The sequence below is a fragment of the Plantactinospora sp. CA-290183 genome (assembly GCF_050936375.1).
Classification (GTDB): Bacteria; Actinomycetota; Actinomycetes; order Mycobacteriales; family Micromonosporaceae; genus Plantactinospora.
This window is the reverse complement of sequence record NZ_JBNJMX010000001.1, coordinates 872,626-891,037: the sequence shown is the minus strand read 5'-3', so window position 1 is coordinate 891,037 and position 18,412 is coordinate 872,626. Positions and strand designations below refer to the sequence as shown.

Below are 18,412 nucleotides of genomic sequence, written 5' to 3'. Positions count from 1 at the left end.
AGCCTAACGTCATCCGGACCGGAGCTGCGCCACCAGGTCGTCCGGGTCGGTGACCGGCCGGTCGCACACGAAACCCCGGCAGACGTACGCGGTCGCGACGCCGTCGCGCATCGGGCGGCCGGCGAGCAGCGGGACACCCGGTCGGTCCGGTTCGCCGGCGACCAGCACCGCCCCGGGCGGGGCGTGCCGGCGGGCCGCCACGAGCAGTGGATCACCAATCGGCTCGGCGGTGGCCACCGCGATCTCGTACGGGCCGGAGAGCAGCGCCTCGCCGACCGTGGCGGCGTACCCGGTGAACCGGGCGTGCTGGGCGGCGATCGGCGCCACCGTCTCCAGCGCCGCCCGGGCCGCCTCCCGGTAGCGCACCTCGCCGGTCAGCGCCGAGTACGCCACCAGCGCCGCCGCCATCGACGACAGTCCGGACGGGGTGGCGTTGTCGGTCGGGTCGGCCGGACGGCTCACCAGCTGCTCGGCGTCGTCGGCGGTGTCGTAGAACCCGCCGTGCCCGGTGCCGAACCGGGCCAGCGCGGTGTCCAGCAGCTCGCCGGCGAGCCGCAACCAGCGACCGTCCCCGGTCAGCTGGTGCACGGCGCAGAACGCCTCGGCCACGCAGCCGTAGTCCTCCAGCACCCCGGCCGGCTCACCGACCCGGCCGTCCCGGGAGACCCGGCGCAGCCGCCCGTCCACGAGGTGCCGCTCGGCGAGCACCTCGGCGATCGCGGTGGCGCCGGCGGCGCTGACCGGATCCCCGGTCAACGTCGCGTACTCGACCAGCGCGGTGACGGCCAGCCCGTTCCAGGCGGCCACCACCTTGTCGTCCCGGGCCGGCTGGGGCCGCCGGTCGCGGGCCTCGCGCAACGCGGCCCGGACCCGCTGCCAGCGCTCCGCCACCGCCGGATCGGCGTCGTCGATGTCCCGGGCCAGCCGCAGCACGCTGCTGCCGTGTTCGAAGGTGCCCTCCGACGTGACGTTGAACAGGTCGGCGGCCCAGGCGCCGTCGTCGGCGCCGAGCGCCTCGACGAGCTGACCCGGGGTCCAGGCGTACGTCGCACCCTCCACGCCCTCGGTGTCGGCGTCCAGCGCCGAGGCGAGGCCACCGGCCTCGGTGCCGAGGTCGTCCAGCAGGAACCCGGCGGTCTCCGCCGCGACCCGGCCGGCCAGCGCGTCGCCGGTCAGCCGCCAGAGCTCGGTGTAGACCCGCAGCAGCAGGGCGTTGTCGTAGAGCATCTTCTCGAAGTGCGGCACCGTCCAGTGTCCGTCCACCGAGTAGCGGGCGAAGCCGCCGGCGAGCTGGTCGTAGATGCCGCCCCGGGCCATCGCCTCACAGGTGTGCCGGACGATCTCCAGGTCCCGTTCCGAGCCGGTGCGCTGGTGGTGGCGGAGCAGGAAGAGCAGGTTCATCTGCGGTGGGAACTTCGGCGCGCCGCCGAAGCCGCCGTTGACCCCGTCGTACTCCTTGCCGAGCTGGTCCGCGGCGGCGTCGAGCAGTTCGGCGGTGAACGGCGCGCTCGGGCCACCCACGGCCTGGGCGCCGCCGATCGCCTCGACCACCGCGGCGCCCTGGCGCAGCACCGCCTCCCGCTGGTCCCGCCACGCCTCGGTGACCGACTGGAGCAGCCGCACGAAGTTCACCTTCGGGAAGTACGTGCCGCAGAAGAAGGGGGTGCCGTCCGGGGCGGCGAAGACCGTCATCGGCCACCCGCCCTGGCCGGTCATCGCCTGGGTCGCGGTCATGTAGACGGCGTCGACGTCCGGCCGCTCCTCGCGGTCGACCTTGATGGAGACGAAGTTCTCGTTGAGCAGATGGCCGACCGCGGCGTCCTCGAAGGACTCGTGGGCCATCACGTGGCACCAGTGGCAGGCCGCGTAACCGACCGAGACCAGCACCGGTACGTCCCGGCGCCGCGCCTCGGCGAACGCCTCGGCCGTCCACGGCCACCAGTCGACCGGGTTGTCCTTGTGCTGTAGCAGGTACGGGCTGGTGGCGTCGGCCAGTCGGTTCACCCGTTGACCATAACCCCGCGGGGCCGGCCCGGCTCGCCGACGCGGTCGCTAGGAGGCGCCGTCGGCGCGCAGCGGGAAGATCCGGACCTGGGCGGTGTCGAGCAGCGACCGGAGCACCGCGACGATCTTGTCCGAGGGCATCGGCCGGAAGAAGTGGTAGCCCTGAGCGGCGGTACAGCCGAGCTCGGCGAGGGCGGCGCGCTGGTCGGCGGTCTCCACCCCCTCGGCCACCACCCGCAGGCCCAGCTCGCGCCCGAGGTCGACCGTGGTCCGGACGATCGCCGCCGCCTCCGGCGACTCCGCCATCTTCATCACGAACGAGCGGTCGACCTTGAGCTCGTCCACCTCGATGCGGGTCAGGAAGGTCAGCGAGGAGAAGCCGGTGCCGAAGTCGTCGACCGCCAACTGCACGCCCATCGACCGGAGCGCGGCGAGCACCTCGTCGATGACCTCCAGCTCGCTCATCACCACCGTCTCGGTGATCTCCAGGACCAGCCGGTGCGCCGGTACCTGGTGCCGGCGCAGTGACTCGGCCACCTCGGCCGGCAGTCGCGGGTCGAGCAGGCTGCGCGCCGACACGTTGATCGAGATCGGTACGTCGAGTCCGTGCCGGGCCCAGTCGGCCGCCACCGCCAGCGCCTTGTCGACCACGTACCGGGTGAAGGCGCCGAGCAGCTCGCTGCCCTCGATCGCCCGGACGAACTCCGCCGGGCTCAGCCGGCCGCGCCGCGGGTGCCGCCACCGGATCAGCGCCTCCACCCCGGTCGGTTCCCCGGTGCAGAGGTCGACCGCCGGCTGGAGCGCCAGTTCGAGCTGGTCGTCGACGCCCAGCGCCTCACGCAGCTCGGCCAGGAGGGCGAGCTTGTCCGTGCTCGCCTCGTCCCGGGCGCTGTCGTACGAGGCGATGCTGCCGCCGCCCTGCTTCGCCTGGTACATGGCGATGTCGGCCCGGCGCAGCAACTCGGTCATGTCGGCGGTGCCCGCGCCGGCCACCACCACGCCGACCGACACCTCGACCGACATCCGCACCCCGGCGACCTCGATCGGGTTGGCGAGGATCTCGACGATCTCCCGGGCCCGGCGCAGCACCTGCGCCATCGGCGACCGGTGGTCGCCCAGCGCCCCGGCACCGGTCAGCACCCCGGGCGACGGGATCAGCAGGGCGAACTCGTCCCCGCCGAGGCGGCCGAGCAGTTCGCCGGGCCGGGTCAGCGCGTCGAGCCGATCGGCCGTGACCTGGAGCAGCTCGTCGCCGGCCGCGTGACCGAGGGTGTCGTTGACCTCCTTGAAGTGGTTGATGTCCAGCAGCAGCAGCGCCACCGGATGCTCGTGGCCGAGCCGGTGCAGGGCGAGGTCCCCCCGACTCAGCAGCGCCGCCCGGTTGACCAGGTTCGTCAGCGTGTCGTGCACCGCGTCGTACGACGAGCGTGCCGTCACCCGGCGCAGTTCGCGGTGGGTGACGGCGTCGTGCAGGGCGCCCGCCAGCGCGTCGCCGAACGCCGACATGGCGTCCCGCTCGCGCCGGCCGGGCGGGGCCGAGGTGGGGAACTGGACCCGCAGCTCGCCGACCCGGGCCGCGCCGACCACCAGCGGGCGGGTCAGGACCGGCTCGGCGTGGTCGGGCCGGTCGGTCGGCGACGCGGCCAGCTCTGGACGCTCCCCCTCGGGAAGCTCGCGGTGCACCACCTCGCTGCCGGGCTCGCCGAGGTAGCGCCGCCACCGGTCGTCGCCGCCCACCGCGGCCACCTCGGCCCGCTCCGCGCCGAAGATCTCCAGCGCGCCGGTCACGCCGGCGGTCGCCACGGCGTGCTCGTTGAGCTGGTTGAGTGCCCCGATCGCCTCGGCCAGCGCCCGCCAGGCGCGGCGCTCGTCGTCGGCGCGCAGCCGATGGCTGTACGTCTGCTGTAGCAGCCACAGCGCGGGCGGCAGCAGCAGCAGCCAGCGTGGATCGCGCTCGACCACCGCCACGACCGCCAGCCCGACCAGCACGTTGCCGACGAACATCAGCGACTTGCCCCGCAGGGCGCGCAGCAGCAGCGGGCCCGGCCGCGACCCGTGCCGCAGTGCGATCGTCAGCGCCGCGAGCCAGGCGCTGACGAGCAGGTAGGTGAGGGCGCCGAGGGCCAGCGCGCCGGCCAGCGGCGGCGTCAGGCCGGCGCCGAACGGTGCCCCGAAGGCGGTGCTGACGGCGGTGGCCAGCGCGACGGCGGCGGCCAGGGACGCGGTGACGTGTACGACGTCGAGGAGCGGACGGCGGTCCGAGAAGATCGTCAGCAGGGACCAGCCCAGTCCCACCCCGAGCAGGGCGGCGGCCGGCAGCCAGCCGGCGGGCACCAGATAGAGGCCGATGATCAGAGCCGCCTCGCCCCAGGTGACCGAGACGCTGCCCGAGCCGACCCGGAACCGCAGCCGGGCGAGTTGGGCGATCGCCAGGACGCCGACCGCGATGCCGAACCGGGCCAGCCACGGCACCGGGTCGTCGGGCGGGAGCCGGGCCGGCATCGCGAAACCGGCCACCGCGGCGGCGAGTGCGGCGGCGAGGGTGACGAGGGTGAGCACGCGCACCCGGTCGGGGGCCGACGGGGCGCCGGCCGGCGCGCCGGACCGCCCGGCGGGCGGCTCGGGGGTCACGGATGGCGCCGGCGGCTGGCCGGACGTCACGGATCGCCGCCGGTCACTGGGAGCGGGCGCGGGGCGGGTCGGGGCGGCACGAACCGCCGGGCGTCGGGTCTTGAGATCATCGGCGCCCCCTTCCGCGCACGGTGCGGGGACTTTTGGTCCCCCGGCGGAAGGCTAAGGCAATCCGATTGGCCGCAACAGGGGGCGCGGGGTCGGATTAGCCGGGATCATGGCGCGGAAGGACGGTTCCCGTCGAGGTGGGGAGCACTGGGAGCGCTTCCACCAGATTCCTCCGGAGCGACCGTTTCGGTGAGCGCCGGGTCGGCCCGATCGTCCTGCCCCGGCCCGTCGGTCGGCTGCTCGGGGAACCGGTCGGGCAGCCGGCGCAGCCGTGCGTTCATGTTGCGGATCAGCAGCACCGTGGCGATCGCCAGCAGGGTGATCAGGAAAAGGCCCATCGGCCCGGCCAGGCCACCCGTCCGGGTGTCCCCGAAGTTGTTCTCCGCGAGCACCTGTGCAGCGGTCAGCATGACGAAACCCTCCGATGTGCGAACTGCCCCCTACGGTACGCCCCGCTGGGGTCAGCCGGCCTGGGCGGTCTCGCGCACCCCGGCGAAGAGGTCGGACTCCGGCAGCGGACTCTCCACGAAGGAGCGCACCAGCTCGAAGTCCTCCGTCGGCCAGGCGCGCCGCTGCAACTCCATCGGCACGTGGAACCAGAAGCCGTCCGGGTCGACCTGGGTGGCGTGTGCGCGCAACGCGTCGTCCCGGACCGGGAAGTAGGCGGCGCAGTCGACCCGGGTGGTGATCCGCGGGCCCTTGTCCGGCCGGTCCTCCCAGCGCTGGAGCCACTCCGCGTACGGCGACTCCTTCCCGGCCGCCAGCATCCCCTCGTGCAGGGCGGTGATCTTGGCCTTGGAGAAGCCGATGTCGTAGTAGAGCTTCAACGGCTGCCACGGCGCGCCCGCCTCCGGATAGCGCTCCGGATCCCCGGCCGCCTCGAACGCCGCCACGCTGACCCGGTGACACATGATGTGGTCGGGGTGCGGGTAGCCGCCCTCCTCGTCGTACGTGGTGACCACGTGCGGGCGGAACTCGCGCATCAGGCGTACCAGCGGGGCGGCCGCGACCTGCACGTCCTGCAACGCGAAACAGCCCTCCGGCAGCGGCGGCAGCGGGTCGCCCTCGGGCAGCCCGGAGTCGACGAAGCCCAGCCAGGCCTGGTCGATGCCGAGGATGGCCCGGGCGGCGTCCATCTCCGCCCGGCGGATCTCGGCGATGTTGGCCCAGACATCCGGGCGGTCGAGCTTGGGATTGAGAACGCTGCCCCGCTCACCGCCGGTGCAGGTGACGACGAGGACCTGGACGCCTTCGGCGACGTATTTCGCCATGGTCGCCGCGCCCTTGCTCGACTCGTCGTCGGGATGGGCGTGCACGGCCATCAGACGTAGCTGCTCTGCCAACTCCGGTGCTCCCTCGTCGTGCCGGATCGACCCCGGCCCCCCGCTGACCTGTCCGACCACCACCGGCGGACCGCTCGGTCCGCCCGGCCGACCGGGTGCTCCGGCCGACCTGCCGGCCCGGGCCCGCTCTTCGGCTGAGAAGATGGACCTACCCATTCTTGCCGACGCCACCGACATCAGTCCCAGGAGATCGCCTCCGGTGCCCGAGACGCCCGCCACAGTCGTACCAACCGCCCCGGTCTTCCCACCCGGCCGGTACGGCCGCCGGCGCGCGCACCGGACCCGCCGGCCCTGGCTCCTCGCCCTGCTGGTGGCCGTCCTGCTCGTGACGATGGGCGGGATCGCCTTCCGGCTCTACCGGATGTACGGCGACCCGACCTACGACGCGCAGGTGATCACCTACACCGGGGTCACCGAGTCGCAGGTGGTGATCGACTTCCGGGTGACCGTGCCGACCGGCGGCTCGGCGATCTGCGTGGTGCAGGCCCGCTCCCGGGACGGCGCCGTCGTCGGCCGGGAGGAGGTACGCGTGGTCGCCGAACCCGGCGAACGACACCCGGTCGCACGACACCGGCTGGCCACGACCGGGCGGCCCATCATCGGCGAGGTACTCCGCTGCCGGGCCCCCGACTGAGTCGGCGAGCCGCCCGTCGTCCGGGCGCAATTCGGTGGTCGGCGCGGAGCGGCCGTGATATGTGAGCGGCATTCGCCGAATGCGCCCCGCTCCGGCGGAGATAACCGCTGGGGCTTTCCGGATATCCCCGGCCACGCCCAGCCGATAAATGACGTGGCGTCCGGTGTGTAGCGCACTGGTAACTTGGTAATTCGTCCTGTCCGACCACTACCCGAGGAGATCGTCTGTGTCCAAGACCGACCGCGAGGCGGCCACCTGGCTGTCCCAGGAGGCCTACGACCGGCTGCAGGCGGAGCTCAACGAGCTGATCGCTGGCCGTCCGGCGATCGCCGCGGAGATCAACGCCCGTCGCGAAGAGGGTGACCTCAGGGAGAACGGCGGCTACCACGCCGCCCGCGAGGAACAGGGCAAGCAGGAGTTCCGGATCCGCCAGCTCCAGGAACTGCTGCGCACCGCCCAGGTCGGCGAGAAGCCGACCGCCGACGTGGTCGCGCCGGGCTGCGTCGTCACGATCCACTTCGACGACGACACCGAGGACACCGAGACGTTCCTGCTCGGCTCCCGGGAGATCGCCGCCACCACCGACCTGACCGTCTACAGCCCGGAGTCGGCGCTCGGCAAGTCCATCCTCGGCACCCGTCCCGGGCAGACCGTGACCTACACCGCGCCCAGCGGCGCGGAGATCAAGGTCACCGTGGTCCGGTTCGAGGCGTACGGCGGCTGACCGGCGGTGATCGCCCGGTCGGCTCAGCCCGGCTGGGCGATCGCCACCTGGTACCCGCTGCCCCGCAGGGCGCTGATCAGCCGGTCGGAGTGCTCCGGCCCACGGGTCTCCACGGAGAGCGCGACCTCCACCTCACCCAGGCCCAGGTGCGGGTTCTGCCGCTGGTGCACCACGTCGACCACGTTGCCGCGGTGCTCCGCGATCTGGGTCAGCAGCGACGCGAGCTGCCCCGGCCGGTCGGCGCAGCGGACGGTGATCCGCAGGTAGCGGCCCGCCGAGGCGAGCCCGTGCTCGATCACCCGGAGCATCAGCAGCGGATCGATGTTGCCGCCGGAGAGCACCGCCACCACCGGGGAGTCCACCTCGACCGCCCCGGCCAGCAGCGCGGCCACCCCGGCCGCCCCGGCCGGCTCCACCACCTGCTTGCCCCGTTCCAGGAGCATCAGCAGGGCGCGGGAGATGTCGTCGTCGGAAACCGTCACGACCTCGTCCACGAGCTTGCTCACGTGCGCGAACGTGATCTCGCCGGGGCGCCCCACGGCGATGCCGTCGGCGATGGTGGCGTACGTCGACAGCCGTAGCGGCTCACCGGCCCGCAGCGAGGGCGGAAACGCCGCCGCCCCGGCCGCCTGCACCCCGATCACCCGTACGTCGGGGCGCAGCGCCTTGGCCGCCACCGCGATCCCCGAGATCAGCCCCCCGCCGCCGACCCCGGCCACGATCGTGCGGACCTCGGGGCACTGCTCCAGGATCTCCAGCGCCACGGTCCCCTGCCCGGCGATCACGTCCGGGTGGTCGAACGGGTGGATGAAGACCGCGCCGGTGCGCTCGGCGAAGTCCTGCGCCGCGACCAGGGACTCGTCGACGGTGCTGCCGACGAGTTCCACCCGGGCGCCGTACCCCTTGGTGGCCGCCACCTTGGGCAGCGGCGCGCCCACCGGCATGAAGACCGTGGCGGTGGCGCCGAGCAGCCCGGCGGCGAGCGCCACCCCCTGGGCGTGGTTGCCGGCGCTGGCCGCCACCACGCCCCGTTCCCGCTCGGCGGGGGAGAGCCGGGCGATCCGCACGTACGCGCCGCGGACCTTGTACGACCCGGCGCGCTGCACGTGCTCGCCCTTGAGCCAGACCGGCCCGCCCAGCGCGGCCGAGAGCGGCCGGGACGGCTCCAGCGGGGTGACCCGGGTGATCCCGACGAGCAGCTCGCGGGCGGCGGTGACCTCGGCGAGCCCGACCAGCTGCGTGGTACCCCCGGTCCTCATGCCCCCGATCGTCGCATCACCCCGACCGGGCGGGGCTCACCGCCTCCACCGCCATGCCGGGCATCACAGGCGCGCTCGGCCGGGCCAGGTCGATCCGCGCCTCCTGGGCCCGGGAGATCCGCAGGGCCAGCAGCACGAACGACGCCGCCGCGACCACACCGGCGACCAGCGGCACCAGGTTCACCAGCAGCGCCCGGTCGTAGTAGTCGACGTACGCGGCGAAGCCGCCCGGCCGGCTCGGGTGCGGCAGGGCCATGTACGCCGCGAGGTCGGCGCGGGCGACCAGCCGGTCGGCGCCGAGGTAGACCAGATAACTCAGCCACCAGACCCAGACCAGCGCCGGGGTGGTGAGGCGCCACAGGCTGCCCCGGGCGACGTCGGCCATCACCCGGAACGGGACGACGAGGTTGACGACCGGGACGAACCAGCCGCCGATCGCCCACCCCGCGGCCAGCCGGGATCCCGCGCCCGGGAACGCGTCCAGGTTGCGGTAGGCCCGGTAGAACCAGATGATCACCAGCACGGCGGCGGCCAGGACGAGGGCGATCTGCCCGAGCCCCAGGACCGTCTCCAGGTATGCGGCCTGGTCGAGCGCTGCGATGTCGCCGTCCCGCTCGGCGCGGCGGGCCAACCGGGCCCCGAGGGCCGGCGAGAGCAGCGCGGCAGCGGCGGCGAGCATCGCCAGGGCGACCGCGACCGAGGCGGCGAGTCCGGGCACCCGTACGGAGTAGGTGCGCACGTCGGGCCGGACCGGCGGTTGCCCGACCGGGGTGAAGCAGGTGTCACAGTCGGATCTGCCGGCCGCGACCTCGGCGGCACAGGTGTGGCAACGCATTGGACCCCGTCCTCAACCGGTTGACAAAGCGCGCTCACAGTAGTGGAGAAGTGGGCCGAGGGTGATCCCTTTTCCCGTCGATCGGCCGCCGGCCGGCGGGGCCGGGTCAGCCGGCCGGGGTCGCCACCCGGGGCCACTCCGGCGCGTGCCGGCGCCACGGGGCGGTCAGCTCGAACTGTCCGGCCACGCCGAGCAGCAGCAGCTCCGAGCCGGGCGGACCGACGAGCTGCACCCCGACCGGCATCCCGTCCGGGCGCAACCCGACCGGGACCACCAGCGACGGCAGGCCGGCGATGTTCCACGGCCCGGCGTACGGGGCGTACCGGATGCAGGCCAGCAGGTTGGCCGACCAGGACCGGCCGGCCCAACCGTCGGCCGGGGGCGGTGCGGTGGCCAGCGCCGGGGTGAGCAGCAGGTCGACGGAGTGGTCGGCGAAGAAGCCGATGGACCGCTCCCGCCAGCCGGCCCGGTCCTGCTCCCGGACCAGGCCCCGGCGCTCCGCCCAGGCGCCGAGCGCCGCGTGCCGGCGGGTACGCGGTTGCAGGGTCTGCGGGTCCAGCCCGTCCTCCCGCACCGCGCGCGCGGCGCAGGCGAGCCAGGTCGCGATGCCGCGCAGCCCCAGCGCGTTCGGATAGACCGGGTCGACCGAGACGGTGTCGTGGCCGGCCGCCGCCAGCAGCCGGGCACCGGCGGCCACCGCGTCCCGGTTGGGCTGGTCCGGCCGTACGCCGGAGACCGGCGAGCGCAGCGAGACCGCGACCCGCAGCCGCTCCGGCGGCACCAGCTTGTCCGGGCGACGTCCGGCGAGCACGGCGAAGCCGACCGCCGCGTCCGCCACCGTGGTGGCCAGGATGCCCTGCTCGGCCAGGCCGAACCAGTCGTCCACGCCGAGCTGGCAGGGCACCACGCCACGGCCGGGCTTGAGCCCGACCAGCCCGCAGCAGGCGGCCGGGATCCGGATCGAACCCAACCCGTCGTTGCCCTGGGCGATCGGCACCATGCCGGAGGCGACGGCGGCGGCGGCACCGCCGGACGAACCCCCGGGGGTACGGTCGGTCCGCCACGGGTTGCGGGTGACCGCCGTTGCGTCGTCGGTGAAGGCGAAGAGCCCGAGTTCCGGCATCCGGGTCACCCCGACGATGACCGCGCCCGCGCCGCGCAGCCGGCGGACCACCTCGTGGTCCTCCTCGGCCACCGGGGTACGGGCCGCCGCCGAGCCGTTCCAGGTCGGCACGCCGGCCACCGGGGTGTTCTCCTTGATCGCCACCGGCACCCCGGCCAGCGGCAGGTTCGCCAGGTCGTCCTGCTCGTCGACCTTCTCCGCCTCGACGATCGCCTCACCGCCCCGCACCATGCGGAACGCGGACAGCTCGCGATCCGCCCGGGCGACGTGGTCGAGGTGGTCCGCCACCACCTGGGTGGCGGAGGCGTCACCCCGGCGTACCGCCCGGGCGATCTGCTTCGCGGTCGCGCCCACCCAGGTCGGCATGATGTCCTGCACGGCCACCTCCCCATCGGCTCGTCCCGCAGGGCCGTCCGGGCGGGCGGGGTCGCCCTGCGCGCATGGCCGGGCCGGCCGCGACATCCACGGCCCGCCCGGTACGCGCGCCCGGACAGCGGTCAGCCGAGCGCCTGCTCCAGGTCCGCGAGTAGGTCGTCGGCGGTCTCGATGCCGACAGACAGTCGCACGAGATCGGCGGGAACTTCAAGCGGCGAGCCGGCGGCACTTGCGTGTGTCATCCGGCCCGGGTGCTCGATCAGGGATTCCACCCCGCCCAGCGACTCGGCGAGCACGAACAGCTTGGCCCGGTTGCAGATCCGTACCGCCTGCTCCTCGCCGCCGGCGGCGCGGAAGGAGATCATGCCGCCGAACCGGCGCATCTGCTTGGCCGCCGTCTCGTGGCCGGGGTGCTCGGGCAGGCCGGGATAGAGCACCTGGGACACCGCCGGGTGCCCGGTGAGGTAGTCGGCGATCCGTTCGGCGTTGTCGCAGTGCCGGTCCATCCGTACGCCGAGGGTCTTGACCCCGCGCAGGGTCAGCCACGCGTCGAACGGGCCGTTCACCGCGCCCATCGCGTTCTGGTGGTACGCCAGTTCCTGGCCCAGCCCGGTGTCCGCGGTCACCAGGGCACCGCCGACGACGTCGGAGTGCCCCCCGACGTACTTGGTGGTCGAGTGCACCACCACGTCCGCGCCGTGCGCGATCGGCTGCTGGAGGTACGGCGAGGCGAAGGTGTTGTCGACGACGAGCAGGGCGCCGGCGTCGTGGGCCACCGAGGCCAGCCCGGCGATGTCGGCGATGCCGAGCAGCGGGTTGGTCGGCGTCTCCACCCAGATGATCTTCGTTTCGCCGGGGCGGATCGCCGCCCGTACCGCCTCGACGTCGGAGATCCGGGCGGGCGTCCAGGTCAACCCCCACCGCTGGGTGACCCGGGCGAAGATCCGGTACGTGCCGCCGTACGCGTCGTCCGGGATCACCACGTGGTCTCCCGGCCCGCAGAGCGCGCGCAGCACGGCGTCCTCGGCGGCCAGCCCGCTGGCGAAGGTCAGCCCGACCCGGCCGCCCTCCAGCGCTGCCAGGCACTCCTGGAGCGCGTCCCGGGTCGGGTTGCCGGACCGGCTGTACTCGTAACCCAGCCGGGGCGCTCCGACGGCGTCCTGGGCGTAGGTGCTGGTCTGGTATATCGGCGGCACCACCGCCCCGGTGCGGGGCTCCGGCTCCTGGCCGGCGTGGATGGCAAGTGTCTCGAAGCCGTGACTCATTTCTGTGAGGCTAGTCCGCCCTGGTGGCGGGCGACGCGCCGTCCGGGATCGTGGCGGTTCCGGCCGGGTCGGCCGGTGGCCAGCAGAGAGGTCGCGGCGCTCAGAGGAGACGTGGGGTAGCAAACAGCTAGGCCGCCGTCGGCTCGTACCCCGCGTCGCGTGCCGACCGCTCCACCTCCTCGATGAACGTGTCCAACTGCTCGAGGTTGAGTCGCCGCCGGACGATGGTGGCGAATACCAGCATCTTGATGGTCTCCACCTGCGCCCCCGACATCTGTCCAGCGAGAAATCCTGGCCGAGAGACGCTCTGATCACACGCTCCACATCGGCGGGACGGAGATCCCGCCTTCTTGAAGGTCTGCACGGTCTGGACCGCGATCTTCGGCACGGCGAACAGTCGCAGCCGGCCACCCAGAGCGAGGTCGAGCGCGGCGGAGAGCGCCATATTGACGACGGCAGCCGCGTCCACCCACCTGGTACGGCCCAGTTCCTCCCGCGACCGGTCAATCGCCACACGATCCCCACACGCTGTGGCTTTGAGGAACGTTCCCATCAATGTCCCGGGCATTGTCGCTATCGTCTCCATCGCCACTTGCCCCAGCGGCCCGCAACTCGCGGCTCTCAGTGACACCGACCTCACTACCGGGCAGACAACCGCACCCCACAACCTCCGATGCAGGCCACTCTGTCTCGAAGCCATGAAAGCACTTCGAGTCAACGCTGACCGCTGGACGCGCTATGAGATCGCCAGACAGGTGCTAACGGCCACTTGTCTACGTTCGATTCCGCGCAACCGACGGGCAATCTCCTCAAGATTTCCTTGCTCCAGCAAGATGACGAAATGCAACGCCGTTGGGACACGATCAAGAGCTACACCGTCTTCGTCATGACTCGCTCCCGCCCGCTCACTGCCAGAACAGAGGACATCCACCAACATCGGCAGATGTGCGGTAGCCACCAACGCATCACCATGTTCAGTTACCACCAGTATCGCGTCTCTATCCAACCACCGCACGTCGCCCAAGCACTCATCAAGCGCGTCCCAGCTGTAGCCGAAATAGCTCGGGAACCGAAGCGCCCGCGAGAGCTCCCTGAAGGAAGGCGTCGGCCCCGACATCATTCGGCCGTCGATGCGGCTGACCATGCCATCGAATGCGTCAACCAACTCCAGGCGTGCCGCTTCCCGCTCTGGCATGAAGATCCCGCTAGTCTGCCCGGGTGGCGGACTGTGTGTTCTGTGGAATCGTGGCGGGTACGGTGCCGGCGTTCCGGGTGGCGGACTCCCCTGACGGAATCGTGTTCCTCGACACGCGCCCGGTCTTCAAAGGGCATCTGCTGGTGGTGCCGCACGCCCACGTGGAGACGCTGACCGATCTACCGACCGCCGCCGTGGGCGGATATTTCGCCCTGGTCCAGCGGCTCGCCCGCGCCGTCGAGGCGGGACTCGGCGCGGGCGGCAGCTTCGTCGCGATCAACAACCGGGTCTCCCAGTCGGTGCCGCACCTGCACACCCACGTCGTACCCCGGACGAAGGGCGACGGCCTGCGCGGCTTCTTCTGGCCCCGGACCAAGTACGCCGATGGCGCCGAGGCGCAGTCGTACGCCGACCGGGTGGCCGCCGCGCTGGCCGACTGACCGGCTACCCGCCCGGGCAGTCCAGCCCGTCGGCCCGGCCGGCCTGGATCAGGGTCGCGCAGAGCTGGCGGACGACACGGTCGGGATCGAGATCCCAGAGCAGGACCGTCGTGTCCGGCCCCCCGGTTGCCAGCAACGGCTGGGTCGGGTGGAAGGCGACAGCGTTTGGATTGGCCTCGTGTCTGTGCAGCCGGGCGACGACCGCGCCGGTCCGGACGTCCCAGAGCCGGACCACGGGATCCTGGGTAATCGCGGTGGCCAGTAGCCGCTGGTCGGGTGAGAAGGCGACGGCGCGTACCGGCGCGGTGTGCGCGAAGCCCTCCGGGCCGACCGGTTCGAGGGTGGCGGCGTCGCGCAGTTCGACCCGCTGATTCGTCCCGGTGACGGCCAGCAGCTTCCCGTCCGGGCTGAGCGTGAGGTCGGTGAAATACTGCTGTCCGGCGTCCCGGTCGACCAGTGGCGTCAGGTCGCTGGTCCGCCAACTGCGCAACCGTGCAGGTCTGACGGGGCCGGGGGTTCCGGAGGCGGACGGCGCCAGAGCGACGACCAACCGGTCGCCGGACGGGCTGAGTGACAGCTCGGCCGACCTGGTCTTCCCGAGGTCGAGCGTGCCGCGTTCGTGCAGGGTATCGGGATTGAGCAGGTGTACTTTCGTGGGACGGTCGTCTCCCGCGCGGTTCGGCGGTGCCGTGCTGACCGCCAGCAGTGAGCCGTCGGCGGCGTAGGAGACATTGTCTGTCGTCACCCCCTCGCCGAGCGTGACAGCGACGCGCTGCCGGCCGGAGGCGTCCCAGAGTCGCACGGTGCCACCGCCATCGGTGGTGGCCAAGGTGCCGTCCGGGGCGTAGGCCAGGTCGGTCGGCATCGCGGGATGCCTCAGGGTCGCCGCCAGCGACCGGGTGGCAAGGTCCCAGAGCCGGACGCTGCCGTCGGTGGTGCCGCTGGCGACCCGTTGCCCGGCCCCGTGGAACGCCACGTCCATGACGGTCCCCACATGGTTCAACCGGTTGAACGGGTTCCGCCACAGCATTGGCGGCTCCTCGGGACCGGTGACAGCGATGACCCGCCCGTCGGCCGAGGCCGCGATGTCCAGCACAGAGCCGGCAACACCTGGGTACGGCTCACCCGGCATCGCGCTCTGTACCTCCCAGATGTCCAGGTAGCCGGGCGACCGGCCGGGGGCGATCAGTGTGCCGTCCGGGGTGACCGCGAGCCGAATGAGCGGTCGATCGGTCTCGGTGTCGGAGTCGGAGGTGTACGACCGCAACTGCCGGCCCGACGGCACCGCCCAGTGCTGGATCTGACCGCGGTGCGTGCCGGTGACCAGGCTGCCGTCCGGTGCGAAGAGCACCCTCCCCGCACCGGGGATGTCGGCCACCGGTTTACCGTCAGCGAGCCGCCACACCCGCCCCTGCGCCCCGCCCCGGGTCAGGAGGCCGGCCATCGCGACGTATCGGCCGTCGCTACTGACCGCCAACGACTCGCCCAGGTAGAGGTCTCCGCTCGGGATGACTCCGGTCTGCCGGCCGTTGACCGGGTCCCAGACGCCGATCTCGGCGTGGGTCTGCCTTGGCTCGAAGCGACTGGCCAACACGGCGCGGGAGTCGGGGCGCCAGGCATGCCCGCCCAGGCCGGGCAGGGTGTGCCGGAGCCGGCCACTCGGCACTTCCCAGATCCGCAGGCTGTTTTGTTCCAGCGTGGAGGTGGCCAGAAATCGGCCGTCCGGCGAGAAGGCCACCCACGGCACGGGTTCGGCGCCGGCCTGCAGGTCCGTGCCGACCCGGCGCAACGTGCCGGTGTCCCAGAGCCGCACCGTGCCGTCCTCGTGTCCGACCGCCGCCAGCGCGCCGTCCGGGCTCAGCCCCACCGTCCGCCCGCCCGGTTCGGTGCCAAGCTGGCTCACCTCACTCAGCATCTGCGCGGAGAGCAGGGCGCCGCGGGCCTCCGGGGTCCGGTACGTGGTCCACGCCTGGACGGCCAGCCGGGTGGCGGCCAGATAGTCCGTATCGGCGGCGACCAGCGACTCGGCGGCGAGTTGGCTGGACCGCGCCTGCGCCTCGCGGTCGCCCGCCTCGCCGCGCTGGTCCAGGGCGATCACCCCGCCGATGGTCGCCAGCGCCAGCGCCACGGTCAGCCCGGCCACGAGCTGGCGCAGCCGGCGTACGTTGCGGCGCCGGGCCAGTTGCGCCGCCTCGGCCGCCGCCACCCCGGCGTCCAGGAACCGCCGTTCGTCACCGCTCAGGTCGGTACGCCCGGCGGCCCACTCCCGGGTCCGGGCCAACCGGGCGCCCCGGTAGAGCGCCTCGGGGTCCTCGCCCGCCGTCACCCAGTCCCGGGCCGCCCCGGTCAGGTGCTGGCGCAGCAGGATCTCCTCGCGCGCCTCGGCCAGCCAGCCCACCAGCCGGGGCCAGCCGGTGAGCAGCGCCTCGTGGCTGATCTCGACGCTGAGTTCGTCCAGGGTGACCAGCCGGGCCGCGACGAGCCGGTCCAGTACCGCCGGGTCGACCGACTTCCGGCCGGCCCGGCGGCGTACCACGGCGTTGTTCTCGGCGACCGCCGCCAGGCTGACCAGGGCGGCCCGCAACGCGTCCCGGTCCCGGGGGTCCAGTTCGGTGTAGATCCGCTCGGCGGTCTCGGCCAGCGCCCGCTGGATGCCCCCGGTGCCCCGGTAGGCGGCCACGGTGAGCCGTCGGCCCTCCCGCCGGGCCCAGGTGGCCCGCAGCGCGTGCCCGAGCAGCGGCAGTGCGCCCGGCTCGTACGGCTCGCCGGGGCGCGCGCCGAGGTCGCCCATGAGCAGCTCCACCAGGCCCGGTTCGACGGTGAGTCCGGCCGACCGGGCGGGTCGCTCGACGGCCCGGCGCAGCTCGTCGGCGTCCATCGGGCCGAGCACCAGCTGCCCGTCGGCCAGCACCGGCGCCAGCGGCGCCAACCGGGTGCACTGTGGATAGAAGTCGGCCCGCACGGCGAGCACCACCAGCGCCGGGGCGGCGTTGGCCAGGGCCTTGGCGAACGCCTCCCGCTCGGCCGGGTCGGCGCAGCGGCTGAACAACTCCTCGAACTGGTCGACCACGATCAGCAGTCGTCCCGCGTCCCCGGCAGCCCGCGCCGCCAGCTCACCGAAGCGCTCCGGCGCCCGCCGCACCACCGCCGGATCCACTCCGGCGGGCGCCGCCGGCACCGCCGGCCCGGTCGACTCCGCCGGCACCGCCGGCCCGGTCGACTCCGCCGGCACCTCCGGCCCGGTCTGCTCCGCCGGCACCGCCGGCCCGGTCGACTCCGCCGGCACCACCGGCGCCATCGACCCCGGCGGCATGGGCGGGAGGGCCGGTGCGGCCAGCGCGGCGGTGCGGCGGAGCAGCTCACCGAGCGGGTCCGCGCCGGGGGTCAGCAGCAGCCACGGCCAGGCCGCCGCCTCGGCGCCGAGCCGGCCGGCCGCCACCGCCGGCAGCAGGCCGGCGCGCAGCAGCGACGACTTCCCCGCCCCGGAGACCCCCACCACCACCAGCGGGCCGGCGCCGACCGTCTGCTCGGCCAGTCGGGCCAGCAGCAGCGACACCGCCGCCTCCCGGCCGAAGAACCAGCGGGCGTCCTCCACCTGGAAGCTCGCCAGTCCCGGGTACGGGTCCTCGTCGCCGTCGGGCGACGGCTCGGGCTCCTCCCCCGCCGTCGCCCCGGGCACCGATCCGGAGGCTTCGGCGCGCCGCTGGGTGACCGTCACCAGCGACTGCCGGACGATGCTCATCTGCTGCCGCAGCTCGCTGCTCTGCTCGACCAGCAGCGCCTGCACCCGGTCCAGCGAACCGGAGACCTCGGTCAGCATCCAGCGCAGCTCACCGACGTCCGAGCCGAGGGTCCGGAAGGCGTCGGCGAGCGCCCGCTGCCACCCGACGTCGGCGCGTACCGACTCGTCCAGCGCCACCCCGACCGCGTCGACCGCCCGGAGCACCTCGGCCACCTCGGCCCGGAGCAACCGCCCCCGCTCGTCGGCGGTTTCCAGGCGGGGCAGCAGCGCCTCGGCGACCGCGTCCCGCCACTGTTCCTCGGTCGCCCGGCGCCCCCGCATCCGCTCGGCGGTGCCGGCGAGCACGTCGGCCAGGTAGTTGCTGCCGAGCCCACCCACCTGGTCGAGCGCGGCACCGAACGCGCCGGAGGCGCCGAGCCCGGCACCCGCCACCGGGGCGACGGCCGAGGCGGCGAGGAACGCCAAGATGCCGTACGGCGTCGCCGCCCGCACCCCCGCGCCGGTCCGCCGGCCGGCCGACCGCACCCACTCCCGCACGCCCCGCCGGGCCCGCTCCACCGCCGCCGGCCGCGGACCGTCGTCCGGCGTGGACACCGGCGCTGCGTCGCCTCCGCCGTTGTCGGGCATCGCGGTCCCCGATCGTGATCGACTGTCCGTGTGCCGCGCCACATCGGGAGCAGCCGCCTCATGGGTACCACGGGGGTCAAGCGGCCCCGGCTCGCCGGGCAAGTCGG

Annotated in this window: 14 protein-coding genes; 3 read left to right on the top strand and 11 right to left on the bottom strand. The window is 73.4% G+C overall.

Features of this window, described 5'->3' with window-relative positions:
* Positions 1–9: 9 nt before the first annotated feature.
* From ACQEUR_RS04250 to mca, 4 genes are all read right to left on the bottom strand, one after another.
* A complete protein-coding gene (locus ACQEUR_RS04250) occupies positions 10–2,004 on the bottom strand; it encodes a thioredoxin domain-containing protein (RefSeq protein WP_433025437.1) in 1,995 nt (664 codons plus the stop codon).
* 48 nt (positions 2,005–2,052) lie between these two features.
* Complete coding sequence (locus tag ACQEUR_RS04245; protein ID WP_433025434.1) at positions 2,053–4,635, bottom strand: putative bifunctional diguanylate cyclase/phosphodiesterase; 2,583 nt, start codon at positions 4,633–4,635, stop codon at positions 2,053–2,055.
* Between the two features lie 215 nt (positions 4,636–4,850).
* Complete coding sequence (locus ACQEUR_RS04240; RefSeq protein ID WP_433025431.1) at positions 4,851–5,153, bottom strand: hypothetical protein; 303 nt, start codon at positions 5,151–5,153, stop codon at positions 4,851–4,853.
* Between the two features lie 51 nt (positions 5,154–5,204).
* The gene (gene mca / locus ACQEUR_RS04235) at positions 5,205–6,086 is read right to left on the bottom strand and encodes a mycothiol conjugate amidase Mca (protein WP_433025428.1); all 882 of its coding nucleotides are present in this window, start codon (positions 6,084–6,086) and stop codon (positions 5,205–5,207) included.
* 199 nt (positions 6,087–6,285) lie between these two features.
* Between mca and ACQEUR_RS04230 the strand changes: the two genes are divergently transcribed.
* Both ACQEUR_RS04230 and greA read left to right on the top strand, forming a co-directional pair.
* Complete coding sequence (locus ACQEUR_RS04230) at positions 6,286–6,720, top strand: DUF4307 domain-containing protein (protein ID WP_433025425.1); 435 nt, start codon at positions 6,286–6,288, stop codon at positions 6,718–6,720.
* Between the two features lie 226 nt (positions 6,721–6,946).
* Complete coding sequence (gene greA / locus ACQEUR_RS04225) at positions 6,947–7,444, top strand: transcription elongation factor GreA (protein ID WP_433025422.1); 498 nt, start codon at positions 6,947–6,949, stop codon at positions 7,442–7,444.
* A gap of 23 nt (positions 7,445–7,467) precedes the next feature.
* On the opposite strand, the gene ilvA is transcribed toward greA, so the two are convergent.
* The 6 genes from ilvA to ACQEUR_RS04195 all read right to left on the bottom strand — a co-directional run bounded on the left by ilvA (position 7,468) and on the right by ACQEUR_RS04195 (position 13,496).
* Complete coding sequence (gene ilvA / locus ACQEUR_RS04220; protein ID WP_433025419.1) at positions 7,468–8,703, bottom strand: threonine ammonia-lyase; 1,236 nt, start codon at positions 8,701–8,703, stop codon at positions 7,468–7,470.
* A gap of 16 nt (positions 8,704–8,719) precedes the next feature.
* Positions 8,720–9,538: a DUF4328 domain-containing protein gene (locus ACQEUR_RS04215; RefSeq protein ID WP_433025416.1), complete on the bottom strand. Its 819-nt coding sequence runs from the start codon at positions 9,536–9,538 to the stop codon at positions 8,720–8,722.
* Positions 9,539–9,644: 106 nt separating this feature from the next.
* Positions 9,645–11,045, bottom strand: a complete 1,401-nt coding sequence (locus ACQEUR_RS04210) for an amidase (protein ID WP_433025413.1) — start codon at positions 11,043–11,045, stop codon at positions 9,645–9,647.
* Between the two features lie 113 nt (positions 11,046–11,158).
* Complete coding sequence (locus ACQEUR_RS04205) at positions 11,159–12,301, bottom strand: cystathionine gamma-synthase (RefSeq protein WP_433025410.1); 1,143 nt, start codon at positions 12,299–12,301, stop codon at positions 11,159–11,161.
* Positions 12,302–12,428: 127 nt separating this feature from the next.
* Complete coding sequence (locus tag ACQEUR_RS04200) at positions 12,429–12,815, bottom strand: hypothetical protein (protein WP_433025407.1); 387 nt, start codon at positions 12,813–12,815, stop codon at positions 12,429–12,431.
* Between the two features lie 222 nt (positions 12,816–13,037).
* On the bottom strand, positions 13,038–13,496 hold the full coding sequence (locus tag ACQEUR_RS04195; RefSeq protein WP_433025404.1) for a barstar family protein: 459 nt from the start codon (positions 13,494–13,496) through the stop codon (positions 13,038–13,040).
* Between the two features lie 23 nt (positions 13,497–13,519).
* Here ACQEUR_RS04195 and ACQEUR_RS04190 point away from each other — a divergent pair, with 23 nt between their 5' ends.
* On the top strand, positions 13,520–13,936 hold the full coding sequence (locus ACQEUR_RS04190) for an HIT family protein (protein ID WP_433025401.1): 417 nt from the start codon (positions 13,520–13,522) through the stop codon (positions 13,934–13,936).
* Between the two features lie 4 nt (positions 13,937–13,940).
* On the opposite strand, the gene ACQEUR_RS04185 is transcribed toward ACQEUR_RS04190, so the two are convergent.
* Positions 13,941–18,272 carry an AAA family ATPase gene (locus tag ACQEUR_RS04185; protein ID WP_433025398.1) on the bottom strand — a complete coding sequence of 1,444 codons (4,332 nt, stop codon included), beginning with the start codon at positions 18,270–18,272 and terminating at the stop codon, positions 13,941–13,943.
* Positions 18,273–18,412 lie beyond the last annotated feature (140 nt).

What these genes read in the sequence shown, in the direction of transcription:
- ACQEUR_RS04215 (WP_433025416.1), bottom strand. Translation starts at nt 9,538, where the DNA reads ATGCGTTGCCACACCTGTGCCGCCGAGGTCGCGGCCGGCAGATCCGAC.
- ACQEUR_RS04195 (WP_433025404.1), bottom strand. Translation starts at nt 13,496, where the DNA reads ATGCCAGAGCGGGAAGCGGCACGCCTGGAGTTGGTTGACGCATTCGAT.
- ACQEUR_RS04205 (WP_433025410.1), bottom strand. Translation starts at nt 12,301, where the DNA reads ATGAGTCACGGCTTCGAGACACTTGCCATCCACGCCGGCCAGGAGCCG.
- ACQEUR_RS04240 (WP_433025431.1), bottom strand. Translation starts at nt 5,153, where the DNA reads ATGCTGACCGCTGCACAGGTGCTCGCGGAGAACAACTTCGGGGACACC.
- ilvA (WP_433025419.1), bottom strand. Translation starts at nt 8,703, where the DNA reads ATGAGGACCGGGGGTACCACGCAGCTGGTCGGGCTCGCCGAGGTCACC.